Genomic DNA, 24,728 nt, shown 5'->3' on the forward strand with positions numbered 1-24,728 from the left:
CCCCAGGATTGTCTACACCGTCGACCGCGACCGACGGCATCGATCAACGACGATTGAGGAGAACCGAACCGTGGACTCGTTGCGCGCCAATGCCATTGGGCCCGACATGCAAGATCAGCGCGCCGGGGTCGTGGTACCCAGCCGGCTCCTTGAGGCCACGGCGCTCAACGATCTGATGGGTGATGCCGTCGCGGTGAATCTCGACTGGGCTGCCGGCGCGGACGGCCGGCTGAACTTCGCCCTCGCCGCGCTCGACCCGGTCCCGTTGCGCCGGATGCTGCCCGCGCTGCAGAGCATGGACCTTGAGGTCCTCGAGGAGCAGGCCGGCACCTGGACCCGGCCGGACGGGCGGATCTGCCATGTCTATCACCTGCTGTTACAGCCCGGTCCTGACGTTGCCGAAGCGGTCGCCCGACCGCAGGCCGATACCGTCGACCGCATCCGCGAAACCTTCCAGGCGATGTGGGCGGGCCGGGTCGAATCGGACGGGTTCAACGCGCTGCTGCTGCGGGCTGCCCTGAGCTGGCGCCAGGTCACCGTGCTGCGCAGCTACAGTCGATACCTTCGGCAGCTGCCGTTGCCCTACGGCCAGACCCGCATCCAGCGGGTCCTGCTGGACAACCCGGCGGCCACGCGGGCCCTGCTCGACCTGTTCGAGGCGCGGTTCGACCGCACCGAGCAACCCGCCGACAGCCCCCACCGCATCGCCCGCATCACCGAAGCCGAACAGCGGGTGGCCACCGAGATCGATCAGGTGCTGCATATCGACGCCGACCGGATCCTGCGCAGCTATCACAATCTGATCAACGCCACCGTACGCACCAACGCGTTCGCACCCGACGCCCTCACGGTCTGGGCTCCCTATCTGGTCCACAAGCTCGACGCGCAGTCCATCGACGAGCTGCCACAGCCGCGTCCACTTTCCGAAATCTTCGTGTACTCCGCGCAATTCGAAGGTCTGCACCTTCGCTTCGGGCTGGTGGCCCGCGGCGGGCTGCGCTGGTCGGACCGCCACGACGACTACCGCACCGAGGTCCTGGGACTGGTCAAGGCGCAGGCCGTCAAGAACGCGATGATCGTGCCGGTCGGCGCCAAAGGCGTCTTCGTCGTCAAGGCCCGACCCGCAGCCGGTGAATCTCCCCGCGTCCAGGGGCTACGGAGCTACCGCCAGTTCATCGCCGCACTGCTCGACGTGGTCGACAAGACCGCACCGTCCGATTCCGACGACCGACCCCGCTTCGGTGGCGTCGTGTGCCACGACGGGCCCGACCCCTACCTGGTGGTGGCCGCGGACAAGGGCACCGCCACCTTCTCCGATTCGGCCAACGCAGTCGCCCTGGACCGCGGTTACTGGATGGGCGACGCCTTCGCCTCCGGCGGTTCTGCCGGTTACGACCACAAAGCGATGGGCATCACCGCCCGCGGCGCCTGGGTCAGCGGCGACACCCACCTCGCCGAACTCGGCATCGATTCGGCGGCGGACGAATTCACCGCCGTCGGCGTCGGCGATATGAGCGGGGATGTCTTCGGCAACGGCATGCTGCTGCGCCCCGGACTGCGACTGGTGGCCGCGTTCGATCACCGGCACATCTTCGTCGACCCGCAGCCCGACACCGTGTCGGCCCGCAAGGAACGGCAGCGGCTTTTCGAACTGCCTCAATCTTCGTGGGACGACTACGACCGCTCGGTGATCAGCATCGGCGGTGGGGTATGGCCGCGGACCGCGAAAACCATTGTCACCACACCGGAGATGCGAGCCGCACTCGGCATCGACGACGGCGAAGTCCGGCTCACTCCCACCCAGCTGATCAGCCACATCCTGCGCGCCCCGGTCGACCTGTTGTTCAACGGCGGGATCGGCACATACATCAAGGCCGCCGACGAACAGCACTCCGACATCGCCGACAAGGTCAACGATCCGGTGCGGGTGGACGCCGACGCGGTCCGGGCACGGGTGATCGTCGAAGGCGGCAATCTCGGTCTGTCCCAACGCGCCCGCATCGAATACGCCCGGCGCGGCGGCCTGGTGAGCACCGATGCCATCGACAACGCGGCCGGAGTGGACTGCTCCGACCACGAGGTCAACATCAAGATCCTGCTGGACTCCGCAGCGCGGTCCGGCCTGCTCAGCGGCAACGCACGCAATCGGTTGCTGGCCGATATGACCGACGAAGTCGCGCAGCTCGTCCTGTCCAACAACCAGGCGCACAATCGGCTGCTCAGCGACGCCCGCTCCAACGCCGCCCAGATGGTCGACGTGCATGCCCGGATGACGGCCGACCTCGAGGCCAGGCGCGGGTTGCACCGCTCCCGCGAGAACATGCCCAGCCAAACGGAATTCGCGGACCTGGCCAAGGGCGGACGCGGCCTCACCGCTCCGCAACTGGCCACGTTGATGGCGCATGTCAAACTCGACCTGAAGGCCGAGCTGCTCAGCGGCGAAATGTTCGAGGACCCGTATTTCGTCGCGCTGCTGACTCGGTATTTCCCGCCGACGTTGCGGCGCAGGCTCGGCGAGCCGCTCCCAGAGCATCCGCTGCGCCGGGAGATCATCACCACCTCGATCGTCAACCGCGTGCTGGCCACCTCCGGGCTCACCTTCGCGTTCCGGCTTTCAGAGGAAACCGGCGCTACCCCAGCCGATATCGTGCGCGCTCATGCCGTGGTATCCGAGGTTTTCGATCTCGACACGCTCTGGTCTGACATCTATGCCGCCGACCTTCCGCCCGCACTGACGAATGCCATGATCATCGAAGGGCGTCGCCTGCTCGACCGGGCCGCGAGATGGTTCGTGCTCAACCGGCCGCAACCGCTCGAAATCGACGCCGAGATCACCCGATTCAGCAACCAGGTGGCGATGCTGCGCGGTCAGCTCGGATCGATGCTGCGGGGCCAGGAGCGCGACACGGTCTTGGCGGCACACGACGACCTGGTGGCTCGCGGTGTACCGGCCGATATCGCTGCGCGGATCAGCGAATCCCTCTATGCGTTCAGCCTTCTGGACGTCATCGAGGTCGCCCATGTCCACGGCGAAGACCCGACCGCGCTGGCCAGGATCTACTTCGAACTGTCCGACCGGCTCGGAGTGGACCGGCTGTTGCTGGCGGTGTCGTCGCTGCCCCGGGGTGGCCGCTGGCATGCTCAGGCCCGGCTCGCCCTTCGGGAAGACCTGTACCGATCATTGCGTGACTTGACCATCGACGTCACCAAGCACGGAATCGAGGGCGCGCAGGCCGCATGCACCATCCGCGACTTCGAGGCCTACAACCGGCCACGGCTGGATCGGGCCAAGCGCACGCTGGATGAGTTCCTTGATGCAGCCGAGCCCGACCTGGCGGTGCTGTCGGTGGCATCAGCCCAGCTGCGCCGGCTGCATCGGTGAACCGAAGTTGAGAATCGCGCCCGGCAGCCGATTCGGCGAGTTAGCATCCTGCCATTCATGATCGGCCCACGGGCGGGGGATTTCTCATGCACGGATCTGGATGGTTGGGCGCCGGTGTGCTGACGGCCGGGGTGTCGGCGGCATTGCTCGCCGGCGCCGCGCCCGCCGGTGCCGAACCCGACGGGGGTTCGGACCCCGGTCCGGCGAAGACGTCGTCGGCCGGTGCCGAAAAGGCACGCGGCACCGCAACCTCCGCGCGCAACCGCGTCAACTCACGACTCAAGCACAGTGATCGTCCGGTCACCACGGCAACCACTGCTGCTTCCCGGGTCCGGCATGCGAAGCGGATGGAGAAAGCAAAGGGCGTCCCGACGTCGCGAGATCCGCTCTCCGTGTTGCGCAAGGAGGTCCGAGCACACGTCACCGAGCGTGTGACGCCACCGACCGAGGGCGTGGCCGAGCGCAGCGCGTCCACCGTTGCATCGACTGTCGATTCACCTACGGTTGACGCGCCCGACCCGCTGGGTGCGATATCGCAAGTGGCTTCTCGCGTTTCCGAGGCGGTGGGCTCGGCCGTCTTCAACGCGATCGGCGCCGTCATCCAGACATTCGACGGACCGCCGGTGGTACCTACAGGACTCCGCGATTCGGTTCAGGTGAGCAGTTCGACGTTGGTCGTCTCCCCGGGTAACGAGGTCCCGGCGGACTGGTACTTCCCGACACAGGGCAACCCCGAACGGCTGATCTACCTACAGCACGGATTCATCGCCACCGGCCCGATGTACAGCTACACGGCCTCGTATCTGGCTGAGCGCACCAACAGTGTGGTTGTGGTTACCACCGTGACCTCCAACCCGTACACCGAGGGTGGCATGTGGCTCGGTGGGGACAGCATGCACAAGGCCGTCGCCGATCTCTTCCTCGATCCAGATCGGGACGCGTTGAACGCCAGCATGACAACCGCCTCGCTGAAAGCCGGGCAGGAGCCCTACGCGGTACCGCAACAGTTCGTACTCGTCGGCCATTCGCTGGGCGGGGGCTTCGCGCCCGGGGTCGCCGGCTACTACGCCGAGGGGTTGGTGGCCCGCCGCGCCGACGGCCAGGACGCACCGAACGATCTGGCCGGGGTGGTGTTGCTGGACGGGGTTCCGCCCTCGGGCACGCTGCCGAACGCGATGCACCGACTCGCGCAACTGGAGGCAAGCAACGGTAACGACCCGGACGACTATGTTCCGGTATATGAGCTCGGCGCACCGTCGAACGCTTTCAACTCGACGAGCACGGTGAACGATGATCTCTCGGCGGCCCGGCCCGGAAAGTTCAACGGGGTCGTCGTCGACGGTGGCGTCCATATGGATTCCATGCTCGGCGGCAACCCGCTGATCCAGGCCGCAGCCTATCTGGTTGCCGGGGTTCCCCAGCCGCAGAATCCCCCGGCCGTGCAGTGGTTGATGGCCGGTTGGATCAACGACATGTTCGATGGCAACATCGATCCCGCCACGGGCCGCTGCCTGAGTGACTGCCATGGCACCTACGGCGACAGCGGTGAGGCGATCGACATCGACGGCGACCGGGGCGATGCCACCGCAGTGGTGATCGACTCCGGTCCCTTACCCGACGAAAACCTCTGGAATGCGGTTCATTTCATCCCGGTCCAGGCCTCGTCGGTCCCTAGCTCAGTGCTGTCACGGTGGGTGTAGCGCTCACCGGGAAACTGACCGAGTTGGCGATGAAACACATCCGGTGGGCTTCGTGATGGAGCTCGGTAGCCTCACCGACGCGTTCGCCGTCGGTAATGGTCACCTGCGGCCTTAACGTGACATCGGTGAAAACGCCGCTGCCCTCGGCATTTTCGCTCATCGTGCCGTGCGGACGGTCACTGTAGGCCGTGACGACGATGCCCGCTTTGGCGCACAGCGCCAGATACCAGAGCATGTGGCATTGCGACAGGCTGGCCACAAGCAGTTCCTCGGGATTCCACCGCTGCGGATCCCCGCGGAAGGCCGGATCGGCGCTGCCTGGAATCGTCGGCTTGCCGGGCGTCTCGACACCGGTCACGTCATGGTCGCGGGCGTAGTCGCGGTAGCCGCTGGTGCCCGAACCCGTGTTGCCGGTCCAGGTGACCTCGACCTCGTATCGATGCGTCCGGTTGGCCATGCCGCGAACATACCAACCAGGCAAGACGTTCCCGGCGAACCACCATTGACACGTTGGCACAGATAACTAGACTTTGTGCCATGTCTATTGGCAGCGTGGCCGAACAGGACGTCGTACGACCGGAAGTACTGGCGGATTTCCGCAGGCACTCGGGCAGCATCCTGGGAGGCGCCTTCGGGGCCGCGGCTTTCGATGAGGTGGCCCTGGTGCCGGTCGCCGCGGCCGTCGACCGCAGTGGCCGGTTCGAGCGCAACTTCCTCGATCGCGGGGTGCGCAGCGGATTCTCCGCATTCCTGGCGATCTGGGGTGACGCCGAAGACCGTGACGCCGAAGGGCGCCGTCTGCAGACGATGCACCGGGACGTCCGCGGGCACGGAAAGGACGACTTCTCCGACGTCCGCTACAGCGCACTGAACCCGCAGCTGTGGAACTGGATCGCCATCAGCGGGATCTTCGTCGTCCTGCACTCGTTCACCCCGGCGACCGGGATCACCCTGACCGCCGCCGAACAAGAAGCGGCCTACGCCCAGTTGCTCAAGGCCTTCGGGGCTATCGAACTGCCGGGCGCATCGGCGAAACTGCCGCAAACCTACGCCGAGGCCACTCAGTACTACGACGACATGGTCGAAAACCAGTTGCAGGGCAATGAATTCCTGACCCGCGTGACGGCCGGGCTGACCCGGTTGCCGTTGCCCACCCTGTTGCTGCCCGCACCGGTGCGCCTGGCGCTGACTCCGTCGTGGTTGGCGGTTCGGCCCATCGCCGGCCGAGTGATCAAGGTGTGCTCCTTCGGCATCATGCACCCGGGGGTACGCGAGCTGACCGGGTTCCGCTGGCAATCCCGGCACGACCGGGAGTTCGCGGTGTACACCAGGTTGCTCCAAGTGGCCTGGCGGGTACTGCCCGATCGGCTGCTGCTCGTTCCCCTGGCCTACAACCGGCTGCAGTACGAGAAGCTGGTGCGTCTGCACCGGTCGGTGGCGCTGGATTCCTTCGCCCCGGTGGGATGCCCCGCGGCGGGCTGACACACTGGTATCGATGCCGCGCAGCAACGCCAGCCAATCCGAGCAGGAAGACGCCATCCTCAAGGCAGCCGCCGAGGAGGTGGCGCTCGTCGGGCTGGGTCGGGCCAGCCTGGACGTGATCGCCAAGCAGGCCGGTGTCAGCCGCCGGACGCTGTACCGTCGCTTCCCCACCCGTGACGCGTTGATCACCGAACTCGGCCGCCGCACCTTCGACTCGGCCATGCACCGGTTGCGCACCGTGGCAATAGATTCGGGCCCCAGCGACGCCGCGGTGGCAGCGTTCAGCGAAGGCCTGCGGCTGCTGACCACCGAACCCGTGATGCGCCGGTTCTTGCGACTGGAAACCGACTTCACCGCAGTCGCCGGCGCCTACGACCAAGCCCCGGCCTTCCTGCACCATGCCTCGTCGGCGATGGCCAAGGCGCTTCGCGCGGCGGGTGCCACCATGCCCGACGCCGATCTGCTGGCCGTCTCCGAATTGCACATCCGACTGGCGGTGTCGCTGGCCCAGATGCCCAGCCCGATACTGGACGTCAACGACGATGCCGCGGTCCGTGACTACGCACGCAAACACTTGGCGCCACTGGTGCGCTAGAAATCAAGCCAGCGTCGACCCGCGCAGGCTGCCCGCCGCGTTGCGCACCGCCGCCGTGACGGCCTGCACGGTGCGGCTGTCGAGCTTCCAGCATTGCCAGTACAGCGGTACGTCCAGGTAGTTGTCGGTGATCCGAACGAAGTCGTCGTCGACCAGTTCCTCGGGATACATCCCCCAGGCCAACCCCGCCCGTACGGCGGCCCCGAACCCCTCCGCGGTCGGGATGTAGTGAATCGGCCTCACGATGTCTTTGCGGAATACCTTGCGCACCAATTGGTCCTGCAGCGCGTCGTCGCGGTTCCAGGCCAGCGAGGGCGCCGCCTGCGCAGCATCGCGCGTGAATCCGTCGGGCAGGTGACGCTGCATGTAGTCCGCACTGGCCACCGGCACGTAGCGCATCGCTCCCAACGGGTGCACCCGACACCCCGGAACGGCCCGCCGCTCGGTGGTCACCGCGCCCATCACGACGCCCTCCCGAAGCAGGCGCGCAGAGAGGTCCTGATCCTCGATTCTGATGTCGAACAAGAACTCGGCCGCCTGGGCGAACACACCGGTGAACCAGGTCGCCATCGAGTCGGCGTTGACCGCCAGCGCGATCCTGGCGCGGTGCGCTGAGCCACCACCCATCTCGGCCAGCGTCTCGGATTCCAGCAGCGCCGTCTGTGCCGCCAGCCGCAGTAACGGAACACCTGCTGACGTTGCAGTGCACGGCTTTTCGCGAACCACAAGGACTTGACCCACACGCTGTTCGAGGGCCTTGATGCGCTGGCTGATCGCCGACGGAGTCACATGCAGACGCTGCGCGGCCGCGTCGAAGCTTCCCAGCTCGACCACCGCGGCGAAGGCAGCAAGCTGCTGGCCGTCGATCTGCACGCCACGATCCTAATCGGGCTGGATCTCGTCACCGAGTAAACCGCTGCCGGTGAACCGGACGAGCTGGTCAACCCAACCGCGGTCCAAGCCCTCGGGCCCCAGCGGGCGCCCATAGAGGGCGAGATCCGAACTGGCGAGCGCACCGATCATCGAAAGAACCGCAATTGTGCTGCGCTGCTGCCCTTCTCTGCTCTTGATGTCGGGCACCGCACGACCGGCAGCGGCGAAGAACAACTCCGGCAGACTCGGCGTGCCGGCCAGCTGATCCAGCCAGATCTGGTCTTCGTCCAAGGCCAGCTGATTCATCACCTTGAGCCAGCGCAAGCCGCCCACCGGATCGTCGTCGAGCAGACGAACATACGGTGCGATCAGCGCCTCGACCACGTCGAAGACACCAATCTCGTTGCCCGACTGCGCCACCCGCACCAGTTCCTGGACTACAGCCGCGAAGACGGTCGGGGCCCGCCGCCGGGCCACCTCCAGCACCAGGTCTCTCTTGGCCGGAAAATGATAGGCCACCGCTCGGCTGGCCACCCCGGCCTCTCGGGCCACCGCACGCGCGGCCACCGCACCGATCGACATCTCGGCGAACATTCGTTCCGCTGTGTCGACGATCAATGTCCGGGTATCGACATCGCGCCGGGGACCACGTCTGCGCGTCGAGCTCTGGACCACAGCACGAGCGTAATCATTGGCGTGCTGATCGTCCTGCGGTCGGTGCAGATCTCCTACCACGGTCGTAGGACAAGATCGGACGGCAGCGCGATGTGGGCTGACCTGCGTTCTTCATAGCGTCAAGGCATGACACGAGCACAGCGTTCCCCAGCTATCTCCATAGCGAATTCAGTGACAGGCGTCGCCCGTGGATGGGCGGCGAAAGATGCCGTCTTCACCCCTCCGGTGACGGCGCCGGCTACCCCTCGCCACGGCGAAGGCGGCCTGTGGCGGCGCACCCTGACCGCGGTGCGGGCCGCACTGGCCGGCCTTCCCCGACCAGACCTGAAACGGCCCTACTATCCGCCGCTGCGGGAGGGCTTCGTCGAGGACGCCGCCATGGCGCGCGAGATGTGGCGACTCTGAGTGCTTGAATCCGACCCCAGAAAATCCCACCGCAGTAGGAGGTGCGGCGGCACGCTCACCTTCTACGATCAGAACATGCTCGGGAGCATCGCGCGCCGCCTCCGTGCGCACGCCCGCCGGCGCGGCTATGCCCTGCCGGTGGGCTACAACTGGGCCATCGTGTTGGCGTTCGACGCCACGGTGGTCGGCGCCGGCGCGGTGGCCATGCTGCAGCGCCCCACCGCCGACTTTCCGGCGAGCCTGCTCGCGCTCGTGGTCTGCACTGCCCCGTTCGCGCTGTTCTACCTGTCCGGCGTCGATTTCAAGGCGCCGATCGTCTGGGCGACCTGGACCACCGCGACCGCGGTGTTGCTGTTCGCGACGGCAACACCGGTGTCCAACGATTTCGCTCCGCTGATCGCGGTACTGATGGTCGGCGAAGTCGCTTCGCTCGTCGGCGTGTGGGGTGGCTTCCTGGCCTCGCTGACCGCGGCCACGCTGTTGATGACGGCCGCCGCACAGCACCGCCTCGACGCCCTGCCGCTCTATCTCGGCATCCTCGGAATGGGTTGGCTGGTCGGTTATCTCGTGCACACCCAGCAGCAGCTCATGCGCCAGCAGCAGGAGGCTCAGGCCGCCCAAGCCCGGCACGCCGCGGCCGATGAGCGCCGCCGTATCGCCCGCGAGGTCCACGACGTAATCGCCCATTCGCTGAGTGTGACGCTCCTGCATGTGACCGGTGCCCGCCGCGGGTTGCAGCAGGATCGTGATGTCGACGATGCCGTCGAAGCATTAGAACAAGCCGAACGCCTCGGCCGGCAGGCCATGGCGGACATTCGCCGCACGGTCGGACTGCTCGACGGCGCCCCGATGAGCATGGCTCCAGAACCGGGCGTCGACGATATTCCTTGCCTGGTCGAGGATTTTGTGCGCGCCGGGCTGACCGTGCGGTTGGACGCCACCGGCCGCACCGATGTGGTTTCGGCTGCGGTGGGCTTGGCGTTGTACCGCATCGCCCAGGAGTCCCTGGCAAACATCGCCAAACACGCTCCCGACGCGGAAGCCACGGTGCTACTGAGGATCTCACGCACTTCGGCGTCGCTCACCGTTGCCAACAGGCTCCCGGTGCCCGCGCTGGCCGTCAGGAACGGCCGCGATGTCGAGGGCCGCGGTGTGCACGGTATGCGCCAGCGCGTCGAGCAACTCGGGGGGATCATCAGCGTCGGCCCGGCCGACGACGGATGGGCGGTGCGCACGAACATTCCGCTCGACGACACCGACCGGGCGCCGCGGTGGTGCCCTGTGGTGTCATGACCGATCCCGTGACCGACGTCGCGGTCCTCCTGGTCGACGACCAGGACCTGGTGCGCTCGGGGCTGCGGCGCATACTGCGACGCAAGGACGGCTTCGTGATCGTCGGCGAGTGCGCCGACGGCGACGAGGTGCCAGATGCCATCACCCAGTACCGCCCCGACGTGGTGGTGATGGACCTGCGGATGAAGCGCGTCGACGGGATCGAGGCCACCCGGCAGGTGACCGCGGCCGACGGTCCACCGGTGCTGGCACTGACCACGTTCAACGATGACGAATTGCTCTCCGGGGCGCTGCGCGCCGGAGCCAGCGGATTCGTACTGAAGGATTCCTCGGCCGAAGAGCTGATCCGCGCGGTGCGCGCGGTCGCCCAAGGTGACAGCTATCTGGACCCGGCGGTGACCTCACGGGTCCTCACCACATACCGCAAGTCAGCCGAACCGCGTCGCAGTACCGCCGTCGGCGACCTGACGGCCCGCGAACTCGATGTGCTGACCCTGATCGCCAAGGGGCATTCGAACGCCGAGATCGCCGAAAAGCTCAGCATCTCCGGGCTCACCGTCAAGAGCCACATCGGCCACATCTTCATCAAGCTCGACCTGCGTGACCGCGCCGCGGCGATCATCCATGCCTACGACACCGGGCTCGTCAGCCCCCGGTGAACCGACCTCGAGGACCTATGGCCCTACCGCTACGGGATCCCACGCGGCCATCATGGGGTCATGGGTAGTTCAGCTTGGCCTGCGCCGGTGCCGACCGCTGAATCCGAGACCACGAGTGCGGTGGCCGAGATCCACGAGACGCACACCGGGATCGTCGCCCTGGTCGGAGACCGGGCCTACAAGGTCAAAAAGCCCGTCGTCACCGATTTTCTCGACTTCAGCTCGGTCGAGCGTCGCGAACAGGTATGCGAGCGTGAGGTCCGGTTGAACCAGCGACTGGCACCGGACAGCTACCTGGGGGTCGCCCACCTCTCGGATCCGCAAGGCGGTCCGCCCGAGCCGGTGATCGTGATGCGCCGGTACCCCGACGCCCTCCGGCTGACATCAATCGTCGTCAATGGTGAGCCCGCCGTCGAGCACCTGTCGGCGATCGCGGAAGCACTGTCGCACTTCCACGCCGACGCGCAGCGTTCAGACGACATCGACACGGCGGCACGGGTTGCGGCTGTATCCGGCCGCTGGCACGACAACCTCAGGGAACTGCGCCGGCACGCCGGAACCGTGGTCTCCGCCGAATCGGTGACAGAGATCGGCCGGCTGGTCGACCAGTTCGTCGACGGGCGGGCCGCGTTGTTCGCCGACCGGATCGCGAACCACCGCATCGTCGACGGTCACGGCGACCTGCTGACCGGTGACATCTTCTGTATGCCTCAGGGGCCGGCGATCCTGGATTGCCTCGAGTTCGATGACAACTTGCGTCACGTCGACTGCATCGACGATGCCGCGTTCCTGGCGATGGACCTGGAATTTCTCGGCCGGAAAGATCTGGCTGACCACTTCCTCGCCGAGTACCGCCGGTTCTCTGGCGATACCGCCCCGACTGCGCTGGTGGACTTCTACATCGCCTACCGTGCCGGGGTCCGCGCCAAGACGGACTGCATCAGGGTCCAACAGGGCAATCAAGATGCCGCGGCCGACGCCCGACGTCACCTCGACCTCGCCCTCGCCCACCTCCGCCGAGGCGCGATCCGGCTGGTCGTCGTCGGCGGTGGCCCTGGCACCGGCAAGACCACACTGGCGCACGCACTGGCTGAGCAGTTGTCAGCACACGTCATCTCCACTGACGACGTGCGCCGCGAGTTGCAGGAACGAGGCCTCCTCACCGGCGATGCGGGAATCCTCAACGAGGGTCTGTACAGCAGCGAGAACGTGGCCGCCGTATACGACGCGGTCCTGGGCAGAGCCGACGCCGCCTTGGCCGGGGGCCGATCGGTGATCCTGGACGGCACGTGGCGTGACCCCGCCCTCCGGCAGCGCGCGCGTGAACTGGCCGCGCAACGCCATTGCCCGACAACAGAATTGGCCTGCACAGTGCCCCTGGACGAGGCCAAGGAACGCATCACGCAACGGCGGATCACCAACTCGGACGCCACCCCGCAGATCGCCGAGGGACTGGCGGCGGGCGGCGCCGACTGGTCCGACGCCCACCTGATCAATACGCGTCGTCCGCTGGCGGATTCCGTCGCCGAAGCTCAGCGAATCTGCTGTTCAACGATCTGAACCCCGTCGCACTCGAGGCAGATTGCATTACAAAACCGATCACAGCTGTAAACCCTGCGGCTGACGGTGTCCGCGGGCCCTTGTAAAGTAGAAAGGCGGTCGCACTTCCGGCTGCTACCAGTGCAAACACTCCGGGCAGCCAGGTTCGGCACATCCACCGAGGGGGAAACATGAATGAAGTGCTGGCCCGCGCCGGCATCTTCCAGGGTGTGTCGCCAGACGCCGTCGCCGCACTGGTTCGCCAGCTCGAACCGGTGACCTTCCGCCGGACCGAGGTGGTGTTCACCGAAGGCGAGCCCGGCGACACGCTGTACATCATCACCGCCGGCAAGGTGAAGATCGGCCGCAAGTCCGTGGACGGTCGCGACAGCCTGATCACGCTGATGGGTCCGTCGGACATGTTCGGCGAGCTCGCCATCTTCGACCCCGGGCCGCGGACATCGACGGTGACCGCGCTGACCGAGGTGAAAGCCGTCGTGATGAGCCGTACCGTACTGCGGAGCTGGATCGCCGATCGACCCGAGATCGCCGAACAACTTCTGCGAGTGCTGGCCCGCCGGCTGCGTCGCACCAACGACAACCTGTCCGATCTGATCTTCACCGACGTGCCAGGCCGCGTGGCCAAACAACTGCTCTACCTGGCGCAGCGGTTCGGCAGCCGGGACGGCACCGCGCTACGCGTCGACCACGAGCTGACCCAGGAAGAGATCGCCCAACTGGTCGGATCCTCGCGAGAAACGGTCAACAAGGCGCTGTCCGATTTCGCGCAGCGCGGCTGGATCCGGGTACAGGGCCGGAGCATCCTGATCGACAACGCCGAGCGATTGGCCAAACGCGCGCACTGACGTGTGACTGCCGAGACATTGTTAGTGCCCTAACTATTAGGGTACTTTTAGTTTGTGTCCGCAGTATCCGAAGCGCCGGAGCTCAGCTCTGATCCGTTGGCCCTCGAACGGCAGGTTTGTTTCGCGCTGGCCGTCAGCAACCGCGCGGTGCTCGCGGTTTATCGCCCACTGCTCGAACCCCTGGGCCTGACCCACCCGCAATATCTCGTGATGCTCGCGCTGTGGGATCACCAACGGTCCGACTCCGGCGGTGTACCCCCGCTGTCGGTCAAGCAGATCGCCGCCGCGTTGCAGCTCGACTCGGCGACACTCTCGCCGATGCTCAAACGGCTGGAAGCGCTCGGCTTGTTGACCCGCAGCCGCCGGGCCGGCGATGAACGGGCGACCGATGTCGAGCTCACCGAGGCCGGGGTGGCCCTGCGCGAGCAGGCACTTGCCATTCCGCCGGCGGTGGTGGAACGCCTGGGCGTCGACATCGCCGAACTCGAAGAGCTTCACCGGGTGCTGACCCGCATCAACGTGGCTGCGCTGGCGGCCAATTCACTCACCGATTGACACCAGGAGCCCAACATGGCCGGCCAGAAAACCAAAGACCGTCCCAACCTCTTCCAGTACATCGCCTACTGCTACGGCAAGCGGTTGCCCGATTCGATGCGCGAGTGGGTGGCGCATGACCTGGCCGACCATGGGGCCGTGCGCCGGCACCTGATTCGCATGGCCATCCCGCCGCTGTTCGTGCTGGCGCCGTTCTGGCTGCTGCCCGCCTCGCTCTACGTGCACATCGAGATGACGGTGCCGATCTACATCTGGGCAATTCTGATGGCGCTGGCGCTCAACAAGATCTGGCGCCGGCATCGCCTGGCTCAGCACGGGCTCGACCCCAACCTGGTCGACGAGATCCGGTACAAGAAAGACCAGCAAAAGCACGAGGACTACATCCGCCGGTTCGGCCCGCGTCCGGAATCCTCCAAGTACCAGGCCAACAGCAGCCCCTTCTGACAGTTTCGCCTGCATAACCCCCTTGCATGCAAGCTTGCATGCAAGGGGTACGCTGGTTTCTCGTGGACACGGACGAGAAGTCGAGCAACAGCCAACGCGTCTACCGGATGACCAAGGATCAGATCCTCTCCGGCGAGTTTCGAGGCGGGCAACTGCTCAGCGAGGTAGAGGTGGCGACGCAACTCGGCGTCAGCCGCACCCCCGTGCACGAGGCGTTTCTGCGTCTGGCAGCCGAGGATTTCCTGGATTTGGTGCCGCGGCGCGGCGCCGTCGTCGTCCCCGTCTCCGCTCAGGAAGCCACCGACCTGCTGGAGATGCGGCTGGCCCTGGAGACCGCGGCGGTGCGCCGGCTGTGCCGGTCCGCGGAATCCATCGACACCCTGTTCGGCGAGCTGACCGAGTTGGTCGAGCGCCAGCGTCACGGTGCCGCGATCGGCGACGCCGATCAGTTCGCGGCCGCCGATGACGCCTTTCACCGGCGCATCGTGGAGGTCGCCGGCAACACGATCGCCGGGCGGTTCTACGGATCGCTCAGCGACCGGCAACGCCGCATGATGGCCGATGCCGCGCGTTCCGACTCCGCACGGTTGACCGAGTTGATCGGCGAGCACGCGGCATTGGCCGACGCGATCGGCCGGCGCGACGTGTCCGGTTTCGAAGGAGCGTTGCTGGCGCATCTGGAAGCGACCTATCGGGTGGTGCTGGCATGACCGCTGTCGCTTTCGACGCCGCTGAGGCGCCGGATCGGGTTCGCCACCGCCTGCAGCCGTGGCTCGCGGTGGCCATCGCGGTGTTCTGCATCGGCTGGGGCGGAAACCAGTTCACCCCGCTGCTGATCGCCTACGCCCAGCATGCCGGCTACACCCGCGTGGACGTCGACATCCTGCTGGGCGCCTACGTGCTCGGCCTGATTCCCGGCCTGCTGATCGCCTCGACACTGTCGGACCGCCACGGGCGACGCAACGTGATGGCCGCAGGCGTCATCAGTGCGGCGCTGGGCAGCCTCATCCTCGCGATCGGCGACTACTGGGGTTTCCCGGCACTGTTCGTCGGCCGGTTGTTCAGCGGAGCGGCCGTCGGTATCGCGATGGCGGTGGGCTCGGCCTGGATCGCCGAATTGTCTCGGCCGCCGTTCGACGACGCCTCAGCCGGGGCCGGTGCGCGCCGCGCCTCGATCTGCTTGTCCCTGGGCTTCGGTGTCGGACCGCTGTGCGCCGGGCTGCTCACGGTGTACGCACCGCTGCCGCTGGTGTTGACGTACCTGGTTCACGCGGCGCTCTGCGTGCCGGTGTTGTGGGCGGTGTGGAATCGGACCGCAGAGACGCGGTCTCGCGAAACCTCTCGGCCGTTCCTGGACGGATTGAAGGTGCCCGCAGCTGGGCATCGCCGGTTCCTGCACGTCGTTGTGCCCATGGCGCCGTGGATCTTCGGCTCGGCGGCCATCGCCTACGCGGTGGTGCCGGCGCTGGTCGCCGACCAACTCGGATCATGGGCCCTGCTGTACACCGTGGGGCTGACCGTGCTGACGCTGGGCTGCGGCGTGCTGATCCAGCCGGTCGCCCGCCGGCTCGACGACGTGTCGAGCTCGCGGGCCGTTGTGGTGTCGATGGCGTTGATGGCGCTGGGCATCTTCGCGGCCGTGGCCACCGCCGTCACCCGCTCGGTGCTCCTCGCCCCGCTGGTCGCGATGCTCCTCGGTAGCGCCTACGGGATCGCGATCGTGTCGGGTCTACTTGAGATCCAACGCATTTCACCGCCCGATGAGCTTGCCGGAATTTCCGGGGTCTACTACTCGCTGGCCTATCTGGGCTTCCTGCTACCTGCCGTGCTGGCTGCGCTGGCACACTGGTTCAGCTACCCGGTGATGTTGAGTGTTGTGGGGCTGTTGGCGATCGCCTGCACCGTGGTGTGTGCGTCAGGTTGGGCCAAGCATCTTGAGCCGCGGACACCGCCGCGCGATCAGAGCGTGGCGCCGGGGTGCCCGCCGTCGCCCACACCGGCGCGGCGGGTGAGGTAGTCGATCTGTAGGTAGATCGCGTAGAGAACAAGCGGCGGCAAAACGATGAATGGCACGTTTTCGCCGATGAATTTGAACCAGAATCCGAATGCGCCTTGCCCGATGTCGTCGAAGCCGGCCCCTACCTCGCTCAGGAAGTACACGGCGGTACTGCTCATCAGCACCGCTATCCCGGCGAAGGCCACCCACAGACACCGGATCCTCGACTCGATGGGCAGGTCGGACCGGATCAACCTGGTCCACATCACGAACACCGTCGCCCCGGTGCAGACGCCCACGATCTCCAGGGCGAAGACCCACGGGTTACCGCTGACGTAGCGGGTATCGGCCAAACCGTACTGCCACCAGAGCCACTTCCAGCCAGGGTCATCGGTCGGCGCCCACAGCCCCAGCGGGTGTCCGATCAAGAACATCAGCTCGTAACCGATCTGGCTGCCCGCGGTGAACGGAATGTAGAAAAGCGTGAGTTCGGCCGCCTTTCCGACGCGGGTCCGCTGCTCCCCCGGCGCGTCCCACAGGATGACGAAGGGCAGCAGCATCACCGGAATGCCGAACACCAGGTTCGCAACGACATCGACGGTGAATGTCGGCGGGATGACGTGAAGGCTGACCGCGATCGTCAGCAGCACAAACATGATGCCGACGAACAAGCCGGTGCCTGTGTAGATCCGCAGCCGGTGCGGTGCCCACGGGCTGGCGAAATCGATCTCGACAGGCTGCACCGTGGTCATCGCGTCTGCCTTCATCTGCAATCTCAACTACTTGTGATTTGCATGGCAGCGTATACCGCGGTGTGCGACGACTACCGTCGAACCGGTGACGGTGTCGCAATCTCGTCTGTCCCGGCTCTGCGCGGCCGGAACCATCGCGTTGGCGATCGTCACGGCCACCTCTTGTGGACAGTCAGCGCACCCACCGCCGGCCACCGGCGCCCAGATCACGAAGGCGCCCGCGGCGGTCCCCGCACCGGCCCCAACCCTGGCCGCCGTCGTTCCCACAGGTGAGTTCACCCCGGTTTCGAAACTCGTCAACGACGCGGTCGCGGCTCATCGCCTGCCGGGAGCGGTGGTCCAGATCGGACATGGCGGCAACGTGGTCTTCCGCCAGGCCTACGGCTCGCGCAAGCTCGGCGGCGAGCCCGGATTGGACGGAGTACCGGCCCCTGCGGAGCCGATGACCGAGGACACGATCTTCGACCTCGCGTCGTTGTCGAAGAGCATCGCGACGACGACGGCCTTCATGCAGCTCTACGAGCGGGGCCAGGTGAAGGTCGACGACCCGGTACAGACCTACCTGCCGGACTTCAACCCGGCCAACGATCCACGGCGCGCGCAGGTGACCGTTCGCATGTTGCTCACCCATACCTCGGGCATTGCGGGCGACCTGAGCCTGGACGGGCCGTGGGGGCTGGACAAGGCCGACAAGGCCGAGGGGATTCATCGCGCGCTCGGCGCCTGGGTGGTGTACGAGCCCGGCCGGCTGTTTCATTACTCCGACATCAACTTCATCCTGGTGGGCACGATCATCGAGCGGATCACGGGCCAGCCGTTGGATCGCTACGTGCAGGACAATGTCTTTGCCCCACTTGGGTTGTCCGAGACCCACTACCTGCCCGCAACCAAAGCATGTGGCCCGCACCAGGTCCGAGGAAACGCCTTGGCCTTCGACCCGAACGCGCCCACGGTGACCGACTGTCCAGAGGGTAGGTGGAGCACCGACCTCTTACCTCGCATCGCACCGACGGCGCTCGACGAAGACACCCCCGACCTCAACCCCGACTACGGTCGACCGCTGCGCGGCACAGTGCACGATCCGACGGCACGCCGCATGGGTGGGGTGGCCGGGAGCGCCGGGGTGTTCTCGACGGTGAACGACGTCGGCCGGTTCGCGCAAGCCTTACTCGATCGTCGTGCCGGCCGGCCGAGCACGTTCCCGCTGAAGCAGTCGACCGTGGAGTTGATGACGACTCCGCAGCAGCCCGGCCACACCGCCGAACAAGTCGAGGCGGCCAACGACGCCGATGCTCAGCTCGGCCCGCACTATCCGGCCATCGACGGGCAGGACCTGCGCGGCTTCGGCTGGGACATCGACACCCCGCATTCCAGGCCGCGCGGGGCCTTGTTTCCCGTGGGCAGCTTCGGCCACACCGGATTCACCGGGGTGACCCTGTGGATGGATCCCGGCTCCGACACCTACGTGGTGGTCCTGGCGAACGTGATCCATCAGCGCGGCGGACCGCCGATCACGAAGTTGAGCGGTGAGGTGGCCACCGAGACCGCCCGGGCGCTGCATCTGTACGGGACCTAGTCGGCACGGGTGGACATCGTCTAGACCAGTTCGTAGCCTGTCCGGGAGATATACAGCCGGGCCAGGATCGGTCCTTGCAACGAAGGATCGTGACTATCCGAATGACCGGGGTGCGCCATCTGGTTCGGCGAACGGTGTGTGGCGCGGCGGCCGCAGTCCTGGTGCTGACACCGCTCGGCGACGCGAAGGCCGATCCTGCTGCCGATGGTCTGACCAAGCTCGACGAGTTGTCCCGCCAGGCCATCGAGAGTCGCAAGGCCGTCACCGCCGCTCAACGCGATGTCGACGCCAGACAGGCCGAAGAGACAGCAGCCGCGGACCGCCACCGCGCCGACCTGGACGCCCTCGAAGTCGCGAACACACAATTGCAGCCCTTTCAGGCGGCAGTCGACCGGGTGGCCGCGATGACCTACATGAGTAGAGGCACCGGCCAGGTGGCGGCGGTGCTCACCGCCGGCTCCCCGCAACAGCTGATCGATCAGCTCACTGTGCAGCGGGCGGTGGTCGACGGGGCGGCCGACAAGATGGAGGCCTATCGATCAGCGCGTGACCGCGCGGCCGAAGCTGCCGGAGCCTCGGAAAGATCGGCCGCTGACGCTCGCGCCGCGGCGGAGCGGGCTTCCGCAGTGCGCGAAGATCTGCAGACCAAGCTGCGCGAGCTGTTGCGCCAGATCGCCGCAGCGGAGGCACAGTACGGGGCATTGACCCCGCAACAGCAGGCCGTGGTCAACAACGCGGCGGCGGTGATGCCCGGCGCCGGCGCAGCAGATATACCGGATTCGTTGCCTGTCGGCGTCGCCTCCGAGGTGGGGCTACAGCCCAACACCATCCTGGCCGCACGAGCGGTCAGCGCACAGTTTCCGCAGATATCCCAGATCGACGGCGTCCGGCCGGACTCGAAGCCTTGGCACCCCAGCGGCCTCGCGATCGACATCATGATTCCCAATCCCGAAAGCGCCGAGGGCATTGCGCTGGGCAACGAAATCATGGCGTTCGCGCTGAGCAACGCGGCCCGATTCGGGCTACAGGACGTGATCTGGCGGGGCACCTACTACACACCGTCTGGACCGCAGGCATCCGGCTACGGTCACTTCGACCACGTGCACATCACCACGACGCCCCGTCACTGAGTGCTCCTTCCGGGGAGCCGAACCCCCGCCTGTCCGCGAGCACCAGCTGTCGTCGGATCAGAAACAACGGAAACGCCACGCTCACCGCGATGAGCGCACTGAGCACCAGGTAGATCCACACCTTCGGAATGCCGGTCCGGCGGGCCTCGACGACCATGAACACGAACGCCGCCAGCCCGAACAGCAGCAGGTCGTTGGTGAGCGAGGACGACGCGTAGTTGGCGTAGCCGCTCTGAACGAAGTCGATCAGGCTGGTGCTTTCCGTGGTGACGTAGCGAATGTTGTTCCACCAGGTCGCAACCAGCGCGACCAGTGCGATCACGGCATAGATAGCGCACAAAATCTTGTCGTTTCGTGTCAGCATTGCCATCGTCACGCCTCCCCCGTAAGACCGACACAGTCCAGGTCAACCTATCGATCCGGCCAGCGCTAGGGACCCCTTTGAACCTCGATTTGGTGAGTGAGTACTCTCTCACCATGCCAACGGGACGTGACCGGCTCCTGGCGACAGCGTTGAAGCTGTTCGCCGCCAAGGGGTATGCCGCGACGTCTGTGGCCCACATCCAGCAGGCCGCCGGCTTGGCGCCCGGCTCGGGAGCGCTCTACAAGCACTTCGGCTCCAAACGCGAGCTGCTCGAGGCCGCGGTCTCACACCGTATCGACGCCATCGTCAGCGCCCGTGAGCAGTACGACGCCGGCAATCCCAAGACCGTCGAAGAGGCGGTGCGCAGCGCGGGGCAGTTGATCTGGACCAACCTGACCCAGAGCGAGGAGCTGCTGCGGGTCATGTTGCGTGAACCGGACGAACTCGGCGAGCTCGACGAGAAGACCTGGCAGGTCATCACTGACAACGCCTATCAGCGGTTCGCCGATGAGCTCGCGGCATCCAATCGGTCGGGCCGCTTCCAGATCCCGGATCCCGAGGCCGCTGCGGCGGTCGCCATCTCCGGGTTGTCCTATGCGGCAACCCTGCAGGCGTTGACCGGCCGCTTGCCGGGCAACGTCGACCACGAACGCTTCTTCGAGGCCTGGGTCGCCCAGACCGTCAGCATGATCAAGCAACACCGCTCTCAAACCAACTGACCCCCAAACCATTTCAGGAGCCAAACGTGACGTTCTCCATGCAACTCAGCGATGACGTGATCGAGGTTCGCGACTGGGTGCACCAGTTCGCCGCCGACGTGGTGCGTCCCGCTGCCGCCGAATGGGACGAGCGAGAAGAAACGCCCTGGCCGGTCATCCAGGAGGCCGCCAAGGTCGGGCTGTACTCCCCCGAGTTGTTCGCCCAGCAGACCGCCGAGCCCACCGGGCTCGGCATGCTGACCGTGTTCGAGGAACTGTTCTGGGGCGACGCGGGTATCGCGCTGTCGATCCTCGGCACAGGTCTGGCGGCAGCAGCCTTGGCGGGCAACGGAACTCCCGAGCAGATCGGCACCTGGCTGCCTCCGATGTTCGGCACCCCGGGAGAACCTCAGCTGGGCGCGTTCTGCTCATCAGAGCCCGACGCCGGCTCTGACGTCGGCGCCATCCGCACCCGCGCCCGCTTCGACGAGGCGACCCGCGAATGGGTGCTCAACGGCACCAAGACCTGGGCCACCAACGGCGGTATCGCCAACGTCCACATCGTGGTGGCCTCGGTGTATCCCGAGCTCGGCTCCCGCGGCCAGGCCACGTTCATCATCCCGCCGGGTACCCACGGCATGAGCCAGGGACAGAAGTTCAAGAAGCACGGCATCCGCGCATCGCACACCGCAGAGGTGGTGCTCGACAACGTGCGGTTGTCGGAGGATCTGATCCTGGGCGGGCGGGAGAAGTTCGAAGCCCGCATCGCGCGGGTGAAGTCCGGAGCCTCGGCCGGCGGCCAGGCCGCCATGAAAACCTTCGAACGCACTCGGCCCTCCGTCGGCGCCATGGCCGTCGGCGTGGCCCGCGCGGCCTACGAGTACGCCCTCGACTATGCCTGCCAGCGTGAGCAGTTCGGCCGCAAGATCGGCGAATTCCAGGCCGTCGCGTTCAAGCTCGCCGACATGAAGAGCCGTATCGACGCCGCCCGGCTGCTGGTCTGGCGGGCCGGCTGGATGGCGCGCAACAACCAGCCCTTCGACAACGCCGAGGGATCGATGGCCAAGCTGGTCGCCAGCGAGACCGCCGTCTACGTGACCGATGAAGCCATCCAGATCCTCGGCGGAAACGGTTACACCCGCGACTACCCGGTCGAGCGGATGCACCGCGACGCCAAGATCTTCACGATCTTCGAGGGCACCAGCGAGATCCAGCGCCTGGTGATCTCCCGTGCCCTCACCGGCCTGTCGATTCGGTAGGGCCTCGCGGCTACTTTCCGGTGCGCTCGCGGTGCTTGCACCCGGGCCAGCAGCATGGCCGACGCTGCCCGTCCTCCAACTCCTCCTGCGTGCGCCGGATCCGCCGCTCGCGCGTGGCTTGCTGTTTGGCGTCCTCCACCCAGCAGATGAACTCGTTGCGCGCGAGTGGCGTGATGTCCTTCCAGGCTTCCAATGCCGTGGAATTTCCGATCAGGGCCTCACGCAGGTCCGCGGGCAACTTGTGCACCACGCCGCCGGGTACCCGTTGGCCAGTCATAAAGCCAGGTTAAGCACCGCAGCTCAGCAACACACTTGCGACACGACATTGCCCTTACCGTGACCTTAAAGGGGTCTTATTTTTCTTAGAGTTGGGGTACGGTGGGTGCTCAGGGCGGTCATCCGCCTCGGCAGTGACGGAAGGAACCCGACATGCAGCCTGCAGCAGCCACCCGGATCGCACTCGTCACCGGCGCATCGCGGGGTATCGGCGCCGACGTCGCACAGCAGCTCGCCGGTCCGGACACCCACGTCGTCGTCAACTACCGCGAGAACGCGCAACGCGCCAACACGGTCGTCGACGCCATCCGCCGCGCGGGCGGTCGCGCCTCCACGCTCGGCGCCGACATTTCTGACGAAGCGGCCGCCGCCGCGATGATCGAACGGGTGGGCCTCGAGTTCGGCCGTTTGGACGTGCTGGTGCTCAACGCATCGACCGGGCTTCAGCTCGGCGCCGATCCGGGCTACGCGATGCGGCTGAACCGCGACGCCCAGCGCCGGCTGGCCAAGCTCGCCCTGCCGCTGATGCCGGTGGGCGGTCAGATCGTTTTCGTCACCAGCCATCAGGCACACTTCTTCCCCAACAAGGCCGTGCCGAAGGGCTATGCGACCATCGCCGCGAGCAAGCGGGCCGGCGAGACCGCGCTCTACGCGATGCGCTCTGAATTCGACCGGCGAGGAATCGATTTCACCGTGGTCTCTGGTGAAGTGATGTCCGACCGCGAGCTGGCGACCACGATCGCCCGAGCCGCGTCGGCTCCGTACCCGTCGGGCATCGTCTACGTCGGGGGGCCTGACTTTCTCTGCCAGATGTCGGCCTGACCTGCAGTAAAACTACTGCACCCCAGAGAGATTCGCCTTCAGCTGGTCGCGGACGGCGGTGCCGAGTGCGCTCGTCGTCGCGGTGCCGCCCATGTCTGGAGTGAGAGCGTCTCCTCCGCGGGCCAGTACATCCTCGACGGCTGTCAGGATCGCGGCGGCCGCGTCGCGTTCCCCCAGGTGGTCGAGCATCAACGACGCGCTCCATATCTGCCCGATGGGATTGGCGATTCCACGCCCGGCGATGTCGGGGGCAGAGCCGTGCACCGGCTCGAACAAGCTCGGAAATCGTCGTTCCGGGTTGATGTTTCCACTCGGGGCAATACCGATGGTGCCGGTACACGCAGGCCCCAGGTCGGACAAGATGTCACCGAAGAGGTTGCTCGCGACGACGACGTCGAACCAGTCGGGATGCAGAACGAAATTCGCCGCCAGAATATCGATGTGAAACTTGTCCACCGCGATGTCGGGGAAGTCCTCACTCATCTGCTCGACACGTTCGTCCCAGTACGGCATCGTGATGGAAATACCGTTGCTCTTCGTCGCCGAGGTCAAGTGCTTGTCGGGCCGGCGTCGAGCAAGCTCGAACGCGTACTTCAGGATTCGGTCCACACCCACGCGGGTCATCACCGTCTGCTGCATCACCGTCTCACGGTCGGTGCCCTCGAACATCTTGCCGCCGATACTCGAATACTCGCCTTCGGTGTTCTCCCGGACGACAACGAAATCGACGTCGCCGGGGCCGCGGCCGGCAAGCGGACTTCTCACCCCGGGCATCAGCTTGACCGGGCGCAGGTTGACGTACTGGTCGAAATGCCGGCGGAACTGCAGCAGGCTGCCCCATAGCGAAATATGGTCGGGCACAACGTCGGGCCAGCCGACGGCACCGAAGAACAGCGCATCGAACCGGCTCAACTCGTCGAACCAGCCGTCGGGCAGCATGGCTCCGGTGTCGGTGTAGTAATCGGCGCATGCGTAACCGAACTGCTCATAGTCGATCGTGAAGCCGAAGGCGTCCGCTGCCGCCTGCAGCACCTTGAGGCCCTCGGGCATGACTTCCTTGCCGATACCGTCGCCCGGGATCACTGCCAGCCGATGCGTGGTGGTGGTCATTGCGCCACCCTACGTTCCGGCGATCCGCCGCCGACGACGAGCGAGGGGCACCCGGTTTGGGTGCCCCTCGCTCGTGTGTCGCCTCAGCGGCCGTTGCCGAATGTCGAGGTGACGGCGCTGGTGCTGGCGTGCTGCTGGATGTCGTGCACCCACTGGTGGTGGGTGACGTCAGCTTGCGCCGGCGCGGCCAGGCCGACGATCGCGGCGGCGAAACCGGTGGCGATGATGCCGGCAAATCCAAACTTCTTCATGTCGAAGCCCTTCGCTTTGGGCGTTC

The 24,728-nt window shown here is 66.2% G+C and carries 26 protein-coding genes; 18 read left to right on the forward strand and 8 right to left on the reverse strand.

All coding sequences use genetic code 11. The annotated features are described in order from the left end of the window. The first annotated feature begins 106 nt into the window (after window positions 1–106). Both K6L26_RS29040 and K6L26_RS29045 read left to right on the forward strand, forming a co-directional pair. On the forward strand, window positions 107–3,382 hold the full coding sequence (locus K6L26_RS29040) for an NAD-glutamate dehydrogenase domain-containing protein (RefSeq protein ID WP_435405376.1): 3,276 nt from the start codon (window positions 107–109) through the stop codon (window positions 3,380–3,382). 86 nt (window positions 3,383–3,468) lie between these two features. Continuing rightward, complete coding sequence (locus tag K6L26_RS29045) at window positions 3,469–5,082, forward strand: hypothetical protein (protein ID WP_221852287.1); 1,614 nt, start codon at window positions 3,469–3,471, stop codon at window positions 5,080–5,082. Here K6L26_RS29045 and K6L26_RS29050 read toward each other — a convergent pair. Further along, window positions 5,054–5,539 carry an OsmC family protein gene (locus tag K6L26_RS29050; protein WP_019344916.1) on the reverse strand — a complete coding sequence of 162 codons (486 nt, stop codon included), beginning with the start codon at window positions 5,537–5,539 and terminating at the stop codon, window positions 5,054–5,056. The two genes, K6L26_RS29045 and K6L26_RS29050, sit on opposite strands and share 29 nt — an antisense overlap. An 80-nt stretch (window positions 5,540–5,619) precedes the next feature. On the opposite strand from K6L26_RS29050, the gene K6L26_RS29055 reads away from it, so the two are divergent. Next, entirely contained in the window at window positions 5,620–6,564 is a 945-nt protein-coding gene (locus K6L26_RS29055; protein WP_043368284.1) for an oxygenase MpaB family protein, read from the forward strand. A gap of 13 nt (window positions 6,565–6,577) precedes the next feature. Further along, complete coding sequence (locus tag K6L26_RS29060) at window positions 6,578–7,159, forward strand: TetR/AcrR family transcriptional regulator (RefSeq protein ID WP_019344914.1); 582 nt, start codon at window positions 6,578–6,580, stop codon at window positions 7,157–7,159. Window positions 7,160–7,162: 3 nt separating this feature from the next. Here the strand turns inward: K6L26_RS29060 and K6L26_RS29065 are convergent, their stop codons facing one another. Continuing rightward, window positions 7,163–8,032 (reverse strand): LysR family transcriptional regulator ArgP, encoded by an 870-nt coding sequence (locus tag K6L26_RS29065; protein WP_085140008.1) that lies wholly within the window; start codon window positions 8,030–8,032, stop codon window positions 7,163–7,165. Between the two features lie 9 nt (window positions 8,033–8,041). Further along, window positions 8,042–8,707: a TetR/AcrR family transcriptional regulator gene (locus K6L26_RS29070; RefSeq protein WP_131721885.1), complete on the reverse strand. Its 666-nt coding sequence runs from the start codon at window positions 8,705–8,707 to the stop codon at window positions 8,042–8,044. A gap of 171 nt (window positions 8,708–8,878) precedes the next feature. Here K6L26_RS29070 and K6L26_RS29075 point away from each other — a divergent pair, with 171 nt between their 5' ends. The 9 genes from K6L26_RS29075 (at window position 8,879) to K6L26_RS29115 (ending at window position 16,485) form a co-directional block, all read left to right on the forward strand. Then, a complete protein-coding gene (locus tag K6L26_RS29075; RefSeq protein ID WP_019346623.1) occupies window positions 8,879–9,112 on the forward strand; it encodes a hypothetical protein in 234 nt (77 codons plus the stop codon). A 75-nt stretch (window positions 9,113–9,187) separates the two neighbouring features. Further along, window positions 9,188–10,405 carry a sensor histidine kinase gene (locus K6L26_RS29080; RefSeq protein ID WP_019346624.1) on the forward strand — a complete coding sequence of 406 codons (1,218 nt, stop codon included), beginning with the start codon at window positions 9,188–9,190 and terminating at the stop codon, window positions 10,403–10,405. Continuing rightward, window positions 10,402–11,064: a response regulator transcription factor gene (locus K6L26_RS29085; protein ID WP_019346625.1), complete on the forward strand. Its 663-nt coding sequence runs from the start codon at window positions 10,402–10,404 to the stop codon at window positions 11,062–11,064. The genes K6L26_RS29080 and K6L26_RS29085 overlap by 4 nt, the downstream gene beginning before the upstream one ends. Before the next feature lie 60 nt (window positions 11,065–11,124). Further along, entirely contained in the window at window positions 11,125–12,624 is a 1,500-nt protein-coding gene (locus K6L26_RS29090; protein ID WP_221852289.1) for a bifunctional aminoglycoside phosphotransferase/ATP-binding protein, read from the forward strand. A gap of 170 nt (window positions 12,625–12,794) precedes the next feature. Further along, window positions 12,795–13,469: a cAMP-activated global transcriptional regulator CRP gene (locus tag K6L26_RS29095; RefSeq protein WP_019346627.1), complete on the forward strand. Its 675-nt coding sequence runs from the start codon at window positions 12,795–12,797 to the stop codon at window positions 13,467–13,469. Between the two features lie 54 nt (window positions 13,470–13,523). Then, window positions 13,524–14,024: a MarR family winged helix-turn-helix transcriptional regulator gene (locus K6L26_RS29100; RefSeq protein ID WP_019346628.1), complete on the forward strand. Its 501-nt coding sequence runs from the start codon at window positions 13,524–13,526 to the stop codon at window positions 14,022–14,024. Between the two features lie 15 nt (window positions 14,025–14,039). Further along, window positions 14,040–14,468, forward strand: a complete 429-nt coding sequence (locus K6L26_RS29105) for a DUF5313 domain-containing protein (protein WP_019346629.1) — start codon at window positions 14,040–14,042, stop codon at window positions 14,466–14,468. A gap of 62 nt (window positions 14,469–14,530) precedes the next feature. Then, on the forward strand, window positions 14,531–15,178 hold the full coding sequence (locus K6L26_RS29110; RefSeq protein WP_043369452.1) for a GntR family transcriptional regulator: 648 nt from the start codon (window positions 14,531–14,533) through the stop codon (window positions 15,176–15,178). Beyond that, window positions 15,175–16,485, forward strand: a complete 1,311-nt coding sequence (locus K6L26_RS29115; protein WP_245008657.1) for an MFS transporter — start codon at window positions 15,175–15,177, stop codon at window positions 16,483–16,485. Before K6L26_RS29110 ends, K6L26_RS29115 begins: the two co-directional genes overlap by 4 nt. Here the strand turns inward: K6L26_RS29115 and K6L26_RS29120 are convergent. Further along, window positions 16,428–17,216 carry an emopamil-binding protein gene (locus tag K6L26_RS29120; protein WP_221852291.1) on the reverse strand — a complete coding sequence of 263 codons (789 nt, stop codon included), beginning with the start codon at window positions 17,214–17,216 and terminating at the stop codon, window positions 16,428–16,430. The genes K6L26_RS29115 and K6L26_RS29120 overlap by 58 nt on opposite strands. A gap of 85 nt (window positions 17,217–17,301) precedes the next feature. Between K6L26_RS29120 and K6L26_RS29125 the strand changes: the two genes are divergently transcribed. After that, window positions 17,302–18,792, forward strand: coding sequence for a serine hydrolase domain-containing protein (locus tag K6L26_RS29125; RefSeq protein WP_221852293.1), 1,491 nt, complete (start codon window positions 17,302–17,304; stop codon window positions 18,790–18,792). A gap of 101 nt (window positions 18,793–18,893) precedes the next feature. After that, window positions 18,894–19,922, forward strand: a complete 1,029-nt coding sequence (locus tag K6L26_RS29130) for a coiled-coil domain-containing protein (protein ID WP_036389653.1) — start codon at window positions 18,894–18,896, stop codon at window positions 19,920–19,922. Here the strand turns inward: K6L26_RS29130 and K6L26_RS29135 are convergent. Continuing rightward, window positions 19,900–20,292 carry a DUF2834 domain-containing protein gene (locus tag K6L26_RS29135; protein ID WP_174682978.1) on the reverse strand — a complete coding sequence of 131 codons (393 nt, stop codon included), beginning with the start codon at window positions 20,290–20,292 and terminating at the stop codon, window positions 19,900–19,902. The two genes, K6L26_RS29130 and K6L26_RS29135, sit on opposite strands and share 23 nt — an antisense overlap. A gap of 107 nt (window positions 20,293–20,399) precedes the next feature. Here K6L26_RS29135 and K6L26_RS29140 point away from each other — a divergent pair, with 107 nt between their 5' ends. After that, entirely contained in the window at window positions 20,400–21,005 is a 606-nt protein-coding gene (locus K6L26_RS29140) for a TetR/AcrR family transcriptional regulator (RefSeq protein WP_019346687.1), read from the forward strand. A gap of 26 nt (window positions 21,006–21,031) precedes the next feature. Then, window positions 21,032–22,243, forward strand: a complete 1,212-nt coding sequence (locus K6L26_RS29145) for an acyl-CoA dehydrogenase family protein (RefSeq protein WP_036389654.1) — start codon at window positions 21,032–21,034, stop codon at window positions 22,241–22,243. A gap of 10 nt (window positions 22,244–22,253) precedes the next feature. Here K6L26_RS29145 and K6L26_RS29150 read toward each other — a convergent pair whose 3' ends face one another. Then, on the reverse strand, window positions 22,254–22,520 hold the full coding sequence (locus K6L26_RS29150; RefSeq protein WP_019346745.1) for a YdeI/OmpD-associated family protein: 267 nt from the start codon (window positions 22,518–22,520) through the stop codon (window positions 22,254–22,256). A gap of 152 nt (window positions 22,521–22,672) precedes the next feature. Between K6L26_RS29150 and K6L26_RS29155 the strand changes: the two genes are divergently transcribed. Beyond that, entirely contained in the window at window positions 22,673–23,341 is a 669-nt protein-coding gene (locus K6L26_RS29155) for an SDR family oxidoreductase (protein WP_019346746.1), read from the forward strand. A 12-nt stretch (window positions 23,342–23,353) separates the two neighbouring features. Here K6L26_RS29155 and K6L26_RS29160 read toward each other — a convergent pair whose 3' ends face one another. Next, window positions 23,354–24,451, reverse strand: a complete 1,098-nt coding sequence (locus K6L26_RS29160; RefSeq protein ID WP_019346747.1) for a tartrate dehydrogenase — start codon at window positions 24,449–24,451, stop codon at window positions 23,354–23,356. 83 nt (window positions 24,452–24,534) lie between these two features. Further along, on the reverse strand, window positions 24,535–24,702 hold the full coding sequence (locus K6L26_RS29165; protein WP_019346748.1) for a hypothetical protein: 168 nt from the start codon (window positions 24,700–24,702) through the stop codon (window positions 24,535–24,537). Window positions 24,703–24,728 lie beyond the last annotated feature (26 nt).

It is taken from the genome of Mycobacterium farcinogenes, assembly GCF_019739075.1.
Taxonomy (GTDB): Bacteria; Actinomycetota; Actinomycetes; order Mycobacteriales; family Mycobacteriaceae; genus Mycobacterium; species Mycobacterium senegalense.

What these genes read in the sequence shown, in the direction of transcription:
- K6L26_RS29040 (WP_435405376.1), top strand. Translation starts at nt 107, where the DNA reads ATGCAAGATCAGCGCGCCGGGGTCGTGGTACCCAGCCGGCTCCTTGAG.
- K6L26_RS29045 (WP_221852287.1), top strand. Translation starts at nt 3,469, where the DNA reads ATGCACGGATCTGGATGGTTGGGCGCCGGTGTGCTGACGGCCGGGGTG.
- K6L26_RS29050 (WP_019344916.1), bottom strand. Translation starts at nt 5,539, where the DNA reads ATGGCCAACCGGACGCATCGATACGAGGTCGAGGTCACCTGGACCGGC.
- K6L26_RS29055 (WP_043368284.1), top strand. Translation starts at nt 5,620, where the DNA reads ATGTCTATTGGCAGCGTGGCCGAACAGGACGTCGTACGACCGGAAGTA.
- K6L26_RS29060 (WP_019344914.1), top strand. Translation starts at nt 6,578, where the DNA reads ATGCCGCGCAGCAACGCCAGCCAATCCGAGCAGGAAGACGCCATCCTC.
- K6L26_RS29080 (WP_019346624.1), top strand. Translation starts at nt 9,188, where the DNA reads ATGCTCGGGAGCATCGCGCGCCGCCTCCGTGCGCACGCCCGCCGGCGC.
- K6L26_RS29085 (WP_019346625.1), top strand. Translation starts at nt 10,402, where the DNA reads ATGACCGATCCCGTGACCGACGTCGCGGTCCTCCTGGTCGACGACCAG.
- K6L26_RS29090 (WP_221852289.1), top strand. Translation starts at nt 11,125, where the DNA reads ATGGGTAGTTCAGCTTGGCCTGCGCCGGTGCCGACCGCTGAATCCGAG.
- K6L26_RS29095 (WP_019346627.1), top strand. Translation starts at nt 12,795, where the DNA reads ATGAATGAAGTGCTGGCCCGCGCCGGCATCTTCCAGGGTGTGTCGCCA.
- K6L26_RS29105 (WP_019346629.1), top strand. Translation starts at nt 14,040, where the DNA reads ATGGCCGGCCAGAAAACCAAAGACCGTCCCAACCTCTTCCAGTACATC.
- K6L26_RS29115 (WP_245008657.1), top strand. Translation starts at nt 15,175, where the DNA reads ATGACCGCTGTCGCTTTCGACGCCGCTGAGGCGCCGGATCGGGTTCGC.
- K6L26_RS29120 (WP_221852291.1), bottom strand. Translation starts at nt 17,216, where the DNA reads ATGACCACGGTGCAGCCTGTCGAGATCGATTTCGCCAGCCCGTGGGCA.
- K6L26_RS29130 (WP_036389653.1), top strand. Translation starts at nt 18,894, where the DNA reads ATGACCGGGGTGCGCCATCTGGTTCGGCGAACGGTGTGTGGCGCGGCG.
- K6L26_RS29135 (WP_174682978.1), bottom strand. Translation starts at nt 20,292, where the DNA reads ATGGCAATGCTGACACGAAACGACAAGATTTTGTGCGCTATCTATGCC.
- K6L26_RS29140 (WP_019346687.1), top strand. Translation starts at nt 20,400, where the DNA reads ATGCCAACGGGACGTGACCGGCTCCTGGCGACAGCGTTGAAGCTGTTC.
- K6L26_RS29150 (WP_019346745.1), bottom strand. Translation starts at nt 22,520, where the DNA reads ATGACTGGCCAACGGGTACCCGGCGGCGTGGTGCACAAGTTGCCCGCG.
- K6L26_RS29155 (WP_019346746.1), top strand. Translation starts at nt 22,673, where the DNA reads ATGCAGCCTGCAGCAGCCACCCGGATCGCACTCGTCACCGGCGCATCG.
- K6L26_RS29160 (WP_019346747.1), bottom strand. Translation starts at nt 24,451, where the DNA reads ATGACCACCACCACGCATCGGCTGGCAGTGATCCCGGGCGACGGTATC.
- K6L26_RS29165 (WP_019346748.1), bottom strand. Translation starts at nt 24,702, where the DNA reads ATGAAGAAGTTTGGATTTGCCGGCATCATCGCCACCGGTTTCGCCGCC.